This window comes from Bradyrhizobium yuanmingense, from assembly GCF_025200905.1.
GTDB classification, from domain to species: domain Bacteria; phylum Pseudomonadota; class Alphaproteobacteria; order Rhizobiales; family Xanthobacteraceae; genus Bradyrhizobium; species Bradyrhizobium yuanmingense.
In genome coordinates, this window is record NZ_CP104173.1 from 2,692,217 (window position 1) to 2,704,465 (window position 12,249).

Consider the following 12,249-nt stretch of genomic DNA (forward strand, 5'->3'; position numbering starts at 1 on the left):
GCAGTTGAGATTTTCCCTGCGGCCATCCTTCGAGACGCCCGCTTGAGGCGGGCTCCTCAGGATGAGGTCGGAGTGCGCGGCAGCAGTTTCAACGGGCACTGACACCGATTAGCCTCATCCTGAGAAGGCGCGTCAGCGCCGTCTCGAAGGACGAGGCGTGCGCGCAGACCGCCGCCACAAGTCATATGCGATTGCGCTGCCCCTGATCAGGACGCCGGCTTGACCGGCGTCCAGTCCAGGTCCGCATCATCGCAAGGCTCGGGGTCGGCCGGGCAAGGCCTGATCTTCAACTCGTCCTCGAGCACCGCCTCGCCCTCGGCATGCTCGACCAACCCCGCCTCATCGGCTTTCTCCAGCGCTTCCTCCTTGGTCGGAAACGTGCGGCTCATCTTCTCTCCGTCCTTGAACAGGGCGTATGCCATGATCGCCTCTCTGGCTTCCGTCGCTACGCACTATGCGATTTCCCTGAGGTGACTCAGGGTCGACAATCCGAGGCCACTCAAAGCAAGCAAGAACGATCTTCTCGGCATGTGCATCTCCAAAATGTGAGCGACAGACGCAGCGTTGATACCGAACGTTCCTATCGGGAATGAAGCCGATAACCAATCGCGCACGCGTGCCGACGAATGTCTGGCTCGTCTTAACGCATGTTAGTCTCGATGAATTGGCACGATTGATCGCAAGCTCGATCCCAGTGAGATGCTGATCGCCATAGGAACGTGCGCGTGTGGCATGGCTTGATTCCGTATCGGAAGTGCCGAGCCGCGCACGAGTTCACCACATGGAAGACAGACAAAGCAATTTCCCGACGTCCGCATGCGTCCTTCTCGGACTTGGCCTCGGCGCATTCTTCGACGGCATCGTCTTTCATCAGCTGCTGCAATGGCATCATATGTTAAGCGGTTGGTATCCCCTCAATTCCATCGAGAACATCACCCTCAATACGACCTGGGACGGCATCTTTCACAGTGCCGCCTACGTCCTCGTGCTCGCCGGGCTTTTCCTGATGTGGCAGCGGACACGCCGAAGCGCGCCGCGGTGGTCCGGCTCGCAGTGTTTCGGGACGATCCTGATCGGGTGGGGCATCTTCAATCTCGCTGAAGGCGTGGTCGATCACCAGATCCTGAGATTGCATCAGGTGAACGAGACCGTGCCCGACGGCCAGCGCATTTTCTGGGATATCGGCTTCCTGCTGTGGGGAGCTGCGATGATCGGAATGGGCGTTGCCATGGCACGCGTGGGGGCGCAGGAGGGAGTGCATGCGAAAGGCAGTCTACAGGGTCGTTAGAAACACGCCGCCGGCTCTGGTCTACGTGATCTTTCTGCTGCTGCTCGTGCTCGCGACGGCACCAGCGTTTCGGCCAGTGCTGTTTGGCCTCTCCGTCGACGATCTCTTGCAGTTGCGCTGTTTTTCGCCGGTCTGAGCGCGGAGGTGACCATGGTGGAGTTCAGGCTTCCTAGAAATTCCAGCGCCCACACGCGAGGCGCCACTTCGCAAAACAGGAACCATGGCTGCGGCGCTCGCTTATCAGACGCGAGTTGGAGGCGCCTGATGGGAAAGAAGCAATTTGCCGCTCTGCCGTTTCGGTTGGACAAGTCCGAGCTGAGGGTGATGCTGATCACGACCAGGCGCAAGCGCAGGTGGAGCGTCCCAAAGGGATCGCCGATGCGCAACAAGGAGCCGCACCTGACGGCTGCGTTCGAAGCCTATGAGGAGGCGGGCCTGGTCGGTGTCGTGGCCACGCGCGCACTGGGCAGCTTCAAGCACCGCAAGCGAAAAGGTGATCGCAAGCGGACCATGAACGTTGCCGTCTTCCCCATGAAGGTGCACGGGCGGGAGCGCTGGTGGCCCGAGAAGGGCGAGCGGGAGGCGATCTGGGTCTCGCCGAAGACGGCGGCGCGCCTGGTGCATAAGGCGCAGCTCCGGCGCCTGATCGCCCGGTTCGCGGCGCAGACGGCGCGCGAGACATCCTCGCCGCTCGGCCGGTGAGGGGTCGTCGGGATTAGGAACGCGTCGCGCGCCCAATCATTCAAGGTTGATGGACCAACAAACCACGGGGCTCATATCGGAGGAGCGGCCGCCTCACGACATCCTGGCAGCGGCGATCGAGCGACGCCGCGCCGTCCTGTTCGTGGGCGCCGGTGTCTCGATGGCCGTCGGCCTGCCGTCCTGGCAGTCCCTGATCGATCATCTCCTTGACGATCTCGGCCTCGATCGCAACGTCATCGATGGAATGCATGGCGGCTATCAGATGCTCGCGGAATATTATCGGATCAAGCGCGGCGGGATCGGCCCGCTGCGCAGCTGGCTCGACCGCAATTGGCGTGTCGACCCCGAGAAGATCGCCGCTTCAGAGCTGCACCGGATGATCGTCGAGCTGGATTTTCCGGTCATCTACACCACCAATTACGACCGCAACCTCGAAACCGCGTTCGACGTGCTGAACAAGCCCTTTGCGAAGATCAGCAACGCGAAGGAGATCGCGAGCGCTCGCGCCGGCGTCACCCACATCATCAAATTCCACGGCGACTTCGATGACGATGCTTCGCTGGTTCTGACCGAGACCGATTTTCTCAACCGGCTCGCCTTCAATTCCCCGCTCGATATCCGCTTTCGCGCCGATGCGCTGGGAAGCACGCTGCTCTTCGTCGGATACAGCATGTCCGATCCGAACATCCGGCTGCTGCTGCACCGGATCTGGCAGATCTGGGACGAGTCCGGGCACAGCCAGGACCGGCCGCGATCCTTCGTATTCGTCGCGCAGCGCAATCCGGTGCAGGAGGCGGTGCTCGCCAACTGGGGCATCACCACCATCGCCCCGCCCGAGGGTATGGCTGCCGATGACGGTCTCAGGCGGCTGCTGCACGACATTCGCGAGCGGCTTGACGGCAGGACAGCGCCCAGCTCGGGTCCCGACACCGAGAGACATCGCTAGGGCCGCCGCACGCTGCAGATCTCGTTCGGGGCTAGAGTGAGGCTTGCGGCATATTGCATATCCAGAAAGCCGGCCCGCCAGCGCTGCGCCATGGCCGTCTCCGACAGATCAAAGGATTTTTCCGGCCCGGCCTCCTCGCGGCCCGGCCGGTAGCTCAGGAGATAGACCTCGTCCTTGTAGTGGAGGTCCTGAAGCTCGGCGCGGAGCTGACGGGCCTCCAGAGCGTAGCCGAGGCGCTGGAAGGTCTGGTTGCCGAAGGTCAGGTCGCTCTTGCGCTCGGAGGCGGCCTCGAGCCCATCGGGGACTTTGCCGTCGCGCGGAAACAGATCGATCACATAGAGGCGGAGCGGGCCTGCAGTCTCCAGGATCGGATCGAACGGCGCGTTCAGCGAGAACCCGCCGTCGACGAGCCAGCGGCCGGCGATCTGCACCGGAGCGAATTCGGGGAGAAAGCCGCAGCTGGCCAGGATATGGTCCATTTCGATCCGCTCCGATGCGGAGTCGAACAACACGGCATCGCCGCTCTCGACATCGGTGGCGCAGATCGTGATGCGCAGATCGCCGCCATTCAGACGTCCGAAATCAATCAAGCGCTGCAGGCGTTGGCGGGTCGGGCCGAGATCGTAGATGCCGCCGTAGTGAGACGCCGGAATGGGGAGGCGGGGGTGGAAGAAACCGGAATGACCCAGCACGCGCGTACTGATCGAGCTCAGCCACGCGAAAGTATGGCGGCCCGCGTTCGGCACGTCGGCTGGACTGCTTGGGGCATGCCAATAGCTGCGTAAATTGCGCAGCCGATCGTCGCACGGGCTCCCCGCGATCAGCGCGGCCGTGATGGCCCCGGCCGACGAACCGGTCAGCCAGTCGATCGGCAGCCGAAGCGAACTGAGGGCTTCAAACACACCGCCATGATAGGCGCCGAGGCCGAGCCCGCCGGAGAACGTGATGGCGGTGAGAGGACGCTCGGCTGTGCCGCCAGGCTCAGCTGCACGGTCGGTCAAGACGGGCGCCAATTGCCGGTCGGGTGGTCGCGCCGATCACCGGTATCTCCCGCAATAGCGAAGATTGATCGCGAGAGCGGCGGCGAGCAATCGACATTCATCTCAAAGCTCCAATGTCGACAATTGAACGCGGCTCTTGATGCCGTGTTCCAAAGGCTCAAACGGCACGCATGGCCGCCCTTTGCGGCGAGCCATTAACCTGTGTGAAGCCGGTCGCTGCAGATCGCGGCTAAGGTGACGGCTGCGACAGCTCCGACCGGAAGCGGGATGCCAGAACAATCTCCGAGCCTCAGAAATTTCACCATCAACTTCGGTCCTCAACATCCCGCCGCGCACGGGGTGTTGCGGCTGGTGCTCGAGCTGGACGGCGAAGTCGTCGAGCGCGTCGATCCGCATATCGGCCTTCTGCACCGCGGCACCGAAAAGCTGATCGAGGCCAAGACCTATCTCCAGGCCATTCCCTATTTCGACCGGCTCGACTACGTTGCTCCGCTGACCCAGGAACATGCCTTCTGCCTCGCCATCGAACGGCTGATCGGCATTGAGGTGCCGCGCCGCGGCCAGCTCATCAGGGTGCTCTATCACGAGATCAGCCGCATCCTCTCGCACCTTCTGAACGTCACCACCCAGGCCATGGACGTCGGCGCCTTGACCCCGCCGCTGTGGGGCTTCGAAGAGCGCGAGAAGCTCATGGTGTTCTACGAGCGCGCCTCCGGCAGCCGGATGCATGCCAATTATTTCCGGCCGGGCGGCGTGCACCAGGATCTGCCGCCCAAGCTGATCGACGACATCGAGGCCTGGTGTGATCCGTTTCTGAAAGTCGTGGATGATCTCGACCGCTTGCTAACGCTCAACCGGATCTTCAGGGCGCGCAACGTGGATATCGGCAGGGTGACGCTGGAGCAGGCCTGGGCGTGGGGATTTTCGGGCGTGATGGTGCGCGGCTCGGGCGCCGCCTGGGATTTGCGCAAGGCGCAGCCTTACGACTGCTATGCGGAGATGGATTTCGACATCCCCATCGGCAAGAACGGAGACTGCTACGACCGTTATCTCATTCGCATGGAGGAGATGAGGCAGTCCGTCCGCATCATGAAGCAGTGCATCGAGAAGCTGAAGTCGCCGGACGGCGGCGGCCCGGTGATCGTGCAGGACAACAAGGTCGCGCCGCCCCGGCGCGGTGAGATGAAGCGGTCGATGGAGGCGCTGATCCATCACTTCAAGCTCTACACCGAGGGCTTCCATGTTCCCCCCGGCGAAATCTACGTCGCCGTCGAGGCGCCCAAGGGCGAATTCGGCGTGTTTCTCGTCGCGGATGGGACCAACACCGCCTACAAGTGCAAGATCAGGTCGCCCGGCTTCGCCCATCTGCAAGCGATGGATTTCCTCTGCAAAGGGCATTTGCTGGCGGACGTCTCGGCGATCCTGGGCTCGCTGGACATCGTGTTCGGCGAAGTCGATCGCTGATCGTGAACGGCCGGCACGCACCTACTCGGGCAGAGGCGTGTCGGCGATGTCCAGCAGCGCGCCGAGGCCTTGGCGGAGGCGCCGCGTCGCGATGCTGTCGTTGGCAAGGCCGAACACCACGAGCGAGCGCGCGGTCACCGCGTAAGCATGCCCGAACTCGAACTCGGCCATCGGCGCGTCGGGCCGATTGGTGTCGATCAGGCCGAGCCAGCTGCGTCCGTCGGTGACCTCCGGCAGGGTGAAATTCACGACGTCGTGGTGCGCGTTGTAGACCAGCAGCATGGTCGCATCCGAGCCGCGGCGCTTGATCCCGGTCTCCTGCGCGCGGCCGTCGAGCAGCATGCCGAAGCACTTCGCATTGCCGTCCTGCCATTGCTCCGTCGTCATCTCCTCGCCGGACGGCGAGAGCCAGGTGACGTCCTTGACGTCGAGCTCCTCGTTGTGCGAGCCGACCAGGAAGCGGCTGCGGTAGAGGATCGGAAACGCCTTGCGGGTGGCGATCAGCTTGCGCACGAACTCGCGCAGGCTGCGGCCGTTCGCGGTGATGCCCATCCAATTGAGCCAGGTGGTCTCGTTGTCCTGGGCGTAAGCATTGTTATTGCCGTTCTGGGTGTGCCCGAACTCGTCGCCCGCGAGCAGCATCGGCGTACCGTGGGACAGCAGCATCGTTGCCAGCAGATTCCGCTTCTGGCGCTCGCGCAAGGCGGTGATCTCGGCGTCGTTGGTCGGCCCTTCGACGCCGCAATTCCAGGAATGGTTGTTGTCGTGACCGTCGCGATTGTCCTCGCCATTCGCCTCGTTGTGCTTGTCGTTGTAGGAGACGAGATCGTTGAGGTTGAAGCCGTCATGCGCGGTGACGAAATTGACGCTGGCCCAGGGCCGGCGTCCGCGCTTGTTGAAGAGGTCGCCGGAGCCCGAAACGCGCTTGGCGACGTCGGCCAGCGTGCCCGGATCGCCCTTCCAGAAGGCGCGCACCGTGTCCCTGAACTTGTCGTTCCACTCGGCCCAGCCCGGCGGAAACTGACCGACCTGATAGCCACCGGGCCCGATATCCCAGGGTTCCGCGATCAGCTTGACGCTGGAGAGCACGGGATCTTGGCGGCAGGCGTCGAGAAAGCCGCCGCCTTCATCGAAGCCATAGGGCTCGCGCGCCAGGATGGTGGCGAGATCGAAACGGAAGCCGTCGACCCGCATCTCTGTCGCCCAGTAGCGCAAGGAATCAGCGACGAGTTGCAGCACACGCTGATGCGAGAGATTGACGGTGTTTCCGGTGCCGGTGTCGTTGATGTAGTAGCGTTTCTTGTCCGGCAGCAGGCGGTAATAGCTGGCATTGTCGATGCCCTTGAACGACAGGGTCGGGCCGAGCTCGTTGCCTTCGGCGGTATGATTGTAGACGACGTCGAGAATGACCTCGATGCCATGGGCGTGAAACTGGTTGACCATGGCCTTGAATTCGTTCGCAGACGTCGCCTTCAGGTAGCGCGGATCAGGAGCGAAGAAGGCGATGGAATTGTAGCCCCAGTAATTGCGCAGGCCTTTCTCGACCAGATAGCTGTCGTCGACGAACGCATGGATCGGTAGCAGCTCGGCGCTGGTGATGCCGAGCGAGCGCAAGTAAGCCGGGATTTCCGAATGTGCCAGGCCCGAGAACGTGCCGCGATCGGCTTCCGGCACCAGGGGATGCAGCTGGGTGAAGCCCTTGACGTGCATCTCGTAGACGATCGTGCGCTCCCACGGCACTTCCGGCTTGCGCGCCACGCCCCAGGTGAAGGCGGGATCGATGACGCGGCATTTTTGCATCAAGGGCGCGCTGTCGCGTTCGTCGAATGACAGGTCCTTGTCGGCGTGATCGAGTTGGTAGCCGAACAGCTCCGGCCCCCAGCGGAGCTGGCCAACCAGCTGCCTGGCGTAGGGATCGAGCACGAGCTTGTTGGGGTTGAAGCGGTGGCCGGCGTCGGGTTCGTAAGGGCCGTGGACGCGATAGCCGTAGACAGTGCCGGGCCGGGCGGAGGGCAGATAGCCGTGCCAGACCTCGTCGGTAAATTCGGGCAGCTCGATGCGCTCGAGTTCCGTTTCGCCGGCATCGTCGAACAGGCAGAGCTCGACCTTGTTGGCGTGGGCGGAGAACAGCGCGAAATTGACGCCGAGGCCATCCCAGGTGGCGCCGAGCGGGAAAGGTCTGCCTTCGGTGATCCGGGTGCGGCGCAGGCGTGAGGCCGTCCGCGTCAGGGCCTCGTCTGAATGTGCTGGCTGGTCCATCTCTGCCCCCGAGTTGCCCGTCAGGATGTCGGCGCAGTCGCGGCGGTGGGCTCCACGTCGGCCGGCTTGGACGGCGCGTTGGCTTTTTGCAGAGCCGCCTCCTTGCTGATGGCCGGAATGGAGTTGCCGATCCGCCCGACGATCGCGATCAGCTCAGCGTCCGAAAGTCCGAGCCGTTTCTTGACGAGGCGCACCTGGGCGCGGTCGGTCAGGTCGAGCTTGTTGCGGATCAGTTGCGGCTTCGGGCGGCGCATGGCCACGGCTCCTGTCTGGGATGGTAACCGTCGCGCTGCTGATTCCGTTCCCGTTGCGCTGCAAATGTCCGGCGTCGGCGCCGTGCAGGAACGAACGCACACCGCTCCGCTTTGTCGCCCTGACGTGCGCAATTGCATGCCGAAGTGGGCATGCAGCGAAAGGGGACGGGCTTGAATCAGAGGCTGGGAATGGCCGAGCAAAATCGGCGCCATGGTCCTCAGATCGTCGATCATGGGGTCTCGTTCAACCTGTGGGCGCCGACGGCGCGATCGGTCGAGCTGCTCGAAATCGGCCAGCCGCCACGCAAGATGCCGCGCGATGCGGACGGCTGGTATCAGCTATTGAGCCAAACTGCGCGCGCCGGCACGCGCTATCAGTTCAGGATCAACCAAGACCTCGTCGTGCCCGATCCCGCCTCGTGCTTCCAGCCGGACGACGTCGGCGCGCCGAGCGAGGTGGTCGATACCGCCTCGTTGCGGGACCCGGTGCTCTATGCGGGCCGTCCCTGGGCGGAAGCCGTGATCTACGAGCTGCATGTCGGCACGTTCAGCGAGGAGGGGACCTATGCCGGCGTCGAGAAGAAGCTGCCTTATCTTCGCGATCTCGGCATCACCGCCATCGAGCTGATGCCGCTCAACGACGTCCCCGGACGGCACAATTGGGGCTATGACGGCGTGCTCCTGAACGCGCCGAATGCCCGCTATGGCCGGCCGGAGGATCTCAAGCGGCTGCTGCGCGCGGCGCATGCCCTTGACCTCATGGTCTATCTCGACGTCGTCTATAACCATTTCGGGCCGCAGCTGAACTATCTGCATCTCTATGCGGAGAACTTCTTCAACCCGCGCCACACCACCGGGTGGGGGCCCGCCGTCAACCTCGAAGGAGCCGACGGCGCGTTCGTGCGCGGGTTTCTGATCGAGAATGCCCTGATGTGGCTGCGGGACTATGGATTCGACGGCCTGCGCTTCGATGCGGTCCATGCGCTGAAGGACGACTCGAAGCGTCATTTCCTGGTCGAGCTCGCCGAGACCCTGCGCAGCCAGCTGGCGGGCCGGCGCATCCATCTGATGCTGGAGAACGAGGCCAATCAGGCGCACCTGCTCGCGCGTTCGCAGGGACGAGCGACGTACTACGATGCGCAATGGGGCGACGATTTCCACAATGCGCTCCACGTCCTGCTCACGGGCGAGGACGAAGGTTATTACCGGGCGTTTGCGGACAAGCCGCTCGAGCATTTGGCGCGATCCCTCACCGAGGGCTTTGCCTATCAGGGCGAGGTGTTTCCCCTGCACCAGGCGCCGCGCGGCGAGCCGAGCGCTCATCTGCCGCCCGAAGCGACCATCTTCTTCGCCCAGAACCACGACCAGGTCGGCAACCGCGCCTTCGGGGAGCGGCTGTCGCGGTTGGTCGGTCCGGACAAGCTGGAGCTGGCCCTCGCACTGGTTCTGCTCAGCCCGCATATTCCAATGCTGTTCATGGGCGAGGAAGCGGCAGCCGAAACGCCCTTCCTGTTCTTCGCCGACTGGACGGGCGAGGCCGCCGAACTGACACGGGAGGGCCGCCGCAAGGAGTTTTCGCACTTCAAGGCGTTCGCGACCCCCGAAACGCGCGCCGGAATCCCGGACCCGTGCGACGAAAGAACCTTCCGCGCCTCCAAGCTGGACTGGACCAGCATCGAGCAATCGCCTTCCGGCACCAGGTTCCGGGCGCTGACGACGCAGCTATTGAAGATGCGGCAAGAGAAGATCGTGCCGTTGATCAAACGCGGGTTCGTTTCGGCGCAGCGACAATTGCTCGGCGCGGATCCCAGCATGGGCGGCGTGGATGTGCGCTGGCAGACCGAGCAGGGCGACGTTCTGCAGATCGTCGCCAATTTCGCCGACCACGAACTGCCGATGCCCTCGCTGGTCGACGGCGAGAGCCTGTGGCGATTGCGCCGTCATGTCGCCGGAGCACTTGCGCCCGGCGACATGATCGTGAGGCTTGGCCGCACGCGCTGACGACAGACGAGGTTCAGCGCTCTCAGGCTAACTGCCGGCACGGCTCGCGACGGCCGGTGTGGGCGAGGTCGCGAACTTGCCGAGCCCAAGGTAGACGAGGCCCGCCACGCCGATTCCGAACAACCAGCTCAGATCGGCACCGCCGAGCAGATAGATCGAGATCGGCCCCTGCAGCGCGCTGACGAGGCCGTCCTGCACCAGCCATCCGGCAACGAGGCCGGCGAAGAACGCGATCATGCCGGCCCAGTTGATGTCGCCATAGGCGCTGCTCTCCGGCGAGCGATAGAGCTCGGCCACCTCGATCTTGCCCTTGCGCTTGATGAAGAAGTCGGCGAGCACCACGCCGGCCCACGGGCTCATCCACAACAGCAGGCTGATCATCCAATGGTCAAACGCCTTCGCGAACGACGGCGCGAAGATGAAGTAGAGGGTAACCAGATAGCCGGCGACGCCGACGATGACGGTGAGCCAGAAGCGCGAGAGTTTCAGCCCCGCGCTCAGGGCCGCCAGCGCTGCCGAATAGACGTTGAGGATGTTGGTGGCGATCGGGCCGTGCAACACCATCAGGAGGACAAGGATGCTGACGGGACCGCCGAACACCGCGCTGACCATCTTGGCGGGGTCCGTGTCCAGCGTCGTCGAGGCAATGGTCGCGCCGAGAATGCCGAGCCAGACCGTCGGCACGAACATGCCGACATAGCTGTACCAGAACACGGCTTTCGACGGCGTGGAGCGCGGCACGAAGCGCGAATAGTCGGAGGCCCAGGTGACCCAGGAAATCCCCCAGCCGACGCCGATTGCGGTCATCAGCATCGTCAGCATCGCCAGATGCGCGCCTGGTGGCAGCGAGGTGGTCAGGTTCCAGTTGACGACGCCGGGCCGCGTCCAGGCCAGCACGCTCATCAGCACCATGATGGCGATGGTCGGCGGCACCGTGTACTTCTCGAAGGTGCGGATCGCGTAGAAGCCGTAGACGCCGATCATCACCTGCACCGCCATCACCAGCGTGATGACGATCATCTCGACCAGCCAGGTGTCGGGCACGCCGAACTGGCCGAGGATGCCCATCGAGACCTTGACCGGGAAATAGGTGTTCACGCCGATCCAGCCCAGCGTCATCAGGAACATCAGGATGCTCGGCAGGTAGGCGCCGCGGACGCCGAAGGCGGACCGGCTCAGCACCATCTGGTTGACGCCGGTCTTGTGTCCCATCACCGTGAAGGTCGCGAAGATCGCGCAGCCCACGATGTTGCCGAGCACGATGACCGCGATTGTCTCCATCAGGCCGAGCTTGAGGATGATGCCGAGCGCGCCGAGCGCCCAGTTCACCGGCGCGATGTTGGCGCCGGCCCAGATCCACATCTGCTGCGGCCCGGAGGAGTCCCGGTCCGCGTCAGGAATTGGCTCGATGCTGTGAATATCAGCGCGAAGTTCGGAATCCGTCATGACATCCCCCAATACGAAGCACGCTTCGCATCATCGCAGCATAAATCGTGCCATGGGTTGCGGAGCGGCCGGGCCGGGCGCGTTTCGATGCCGGACGCAGCGAGGCTCGCCTCGGATGCGACTGCGTTTTTAAGCGCCGGCCATGCCGACGCGCCGGCCTGCCGCAGCACACCGGACCCGCCGCCGGTTGACGGCGATCGATGCACGGCCGGGCAGCGGTACGATGATAAATTAAGCAGCCCAACTCAAAAGCGCAGCACTCGCCTCTAGTCGAATAGGGCAGCGGCGCTGTCGCGACTGGGATGGCCGGCCACGATGCGCTGCATCATCTCGATGAAGAGGGCCTGTTCCCGCTGGCTCAAATCACCGAGCGTTGCGCGATGCGCTCGCCGTGCCGCGCCCTCGATTTTAACCAGCAGCGCGGCGCCGGCCGGCGTCAGGCGGCACAATCGCGCGCGCCGATCGTCCTTGTTCACCGCGCGCTCGACAAGGTTGCGCGCCGCGAGACGCTTCAACGCACCGGTCGTCGTAGTGCGATCGAGCGCGATATCGGCCGCCAAAGTGGTCTGATCGGCGGTTTCTCGCACCGCCAGCGCCGAGAGCAGGCTGTATTGCAGCGGCGTGACCTCGAATTCGCCGCAGGCTTCCTGAAACAGCGCGACGTGAATCTGGTGCAGCCGGCGGATCAGATAGCCGGGCCGTTCCGACAAGGGCCAGGGGCGGTGCCGCGTCCCGCCGCGACGTGTCTTCGCTTGCCGCAATGCACACACTCCCAAGCCGAAACCCTGCCGCGCTTAGCTCGATTCGAGTGCGCCTGCCACATCGGGATCATGGCACGATGCTTGCTTTTGTCAAAATGCGAAGCATGCTTCGTAATTCGAGGGACGA

12 protein-coding genes are annotated in these 12,249 nt (G+C 63.7%); 6 read left to right on the plus strand and 6 right to left on the minus strand.

Annotated features, from left to right (window positions below; translation table 11 throughout):
- Window positions 1–206: 206 nt before the first annotated feature.
- Window positions 207–422, minus strand: coding sequence for a hypothetical protein (locus N2605_RS12545; RefSeq protein WP_036005032.1), 216 nt, complete (start codon window positions 420–422; stop codon window positions 207–209).
- Window positions 423–781: 359 nt separating this feature from the next.
- Here N2605_RS12545 and N2605_RS12550 point away from each other — a divergent pair, with 359 nt between their 5' ends.
- The 4 genes from N2605_RS12550 (at window position 782) to N2605_RS12565 (ending at window position 2,936) form a co-directional block, all read left to right on the plus strand.
- On the plus strand, window positions 782–1,288 hold the full coding sequence (locus N2605_RS12550) for a DUF2243 domain-containing protein (protein ID WP_225114746.1): 507 nt from the start codon (window positions 782–784) through the stop codon (window positions 1,286–1,288).
- Complete coding sequence (locus N2605_RS12555) at window positions 1,260–1,424, plus strand: hypothetical protein (RefSeq protein ID WP_193760205.1); 165 nt, start codon at window positions 1,260–1,262, stop codon at window positions 1,422–1,424. Before N2605_RS12550 ends, N2605_RS12555 begins: the two co-directional genes overlap by 29 nt.
- Window positions 1,425–1,552: 128 nt before the next feature.
- Window positions 1,553–1,990, plus strand: a complete 438-nt coding sequence (locus tag N2605_RS12560) for an NUDIX hydrolase (protein ID WP_036034746.1) — start codon at window positions 1,553–1,555, stop codon at window positions 1,988–1,990.
- A gap of 49 nt (window positions 1,991–2,039) precedes the next feature.
- The gene (locus N2605_RS12565) at window positions 2,040–2,936 is read left to right on the plus strand and encodes an SIR2 family NAD-dependent protein deacylase (RefSeq protein WP_260346739.1); all 897 of its coding nucleotides are present in this window, start codon (window positions 2,040–2,042) and stop codon (window positions 2,934–2,936) included.
- On the opposite strand, the gene N2605_RS12570 is transcribed toward N2605_RS12565, so the two are convergent.
- Entirely contained in the window at window positions 2,933–3,937 is a 1,005-nt protein-coding gene (locus tag N2605_RS12570) for a patatin-like phospholipase family protein (protein WP_225187199.1), read from the minus strand. The two genes, N2605_RS12565 and N2605_RS12570, sit on opposite strands and share 4 nt — an antisense overlap.
- Before the next feature lie 267 nt (window positions 3,938–4,204).
- Here N2605_RS12570 and N2605_RS12575 point away from each other — a divergent pair, with 267 nt between their 5' ends.
- The gene (locus N2605_RS12575) at window positions 4,205–5,401 is read left to right on the plus strand and encodes an NADH-quinone oxidoreductase subunit D (RefSeq protein WP_036005022.1); all 1,197 of its coding nucleotides are present in this window, start codon (window positions 4,205–4,207) and stop codon (window positions 5,399–5,401) included.
- 21 nt (window positions 5,402–5,422) lie between these two features.
- Here N2605_RS12575 and glgX read toward each other — a convergent pair whose 3' ends face one another.
- Entirely contained in the window at window positions 5,423–7,660 is a 2,238-nt protein-coding gene (gene glgX, locus N2605_RS12580; protein ID WP_260346741.1) for a glycogen debranching protein GlgX, read from the minus strand.
- A gap of 20 nt (window positions 7,661–7,680) precedes the next feature.
- Window positions 7,681–7,914, minus strand: coding sequence for a DUF3606 domain-containing protein (locus N2605_RS12585; RefSeq protein WP_036005232.1), 234 nt, complete (start codon window positions 7,912–7,914; stop codon window positions 7,681–7,683).
- A 189-nt stretch (window positions 7,915–8,103) separates the two neighbouring features.
- Here N2605_RS12585 and treZ point away from each other — a divergent pair, with 189 nt between their 5' ends.
- Entirely contained in the window at window positions 8,104–9,915 is a 1,812-nt protein-coding gene (treZ, locus tag N2605_RS12590) for a malto-oligosyltrehalose trehalohydrolase (RefSeq protein WP_260346744.1), read from the plus strand.
- A 27-nt stretch (window positions 9,916–9,942) separates the two neighbouring features.
- On the opposite strand, the gene N2605_RS12595 is transcribed toward treZ, so the two are convergent.
- Both N2605_RS12595 and N2605_RS12600 read right to left on the minus strand, forming a co-directional pair.
- Entirely contained in the window at window positions 9,943–11,361 is a 1,419-nt protein-coding gene (locus N2605_RS12595; RefSeq protein ID WP_225149396.1) for a cytosine permease, read from the minus strand.
- Window positions 11,362–11,627: 266 nt separating this feature from the next.
- Window positions 11,628–12,122, minus strand: a complete 495-nt coding sequence (locus N2605_RS12600; RefSeq protein ID WP_225114753.1) for a MarR family winged helix-turn-helix transcriptional regulator — start codon at window positions 12,120–12,122, stop codon at window positions 11,628–11,630.
- Between the last annotated feature and the right edge of the window lie 127 nt (window positions 12,123–12,249).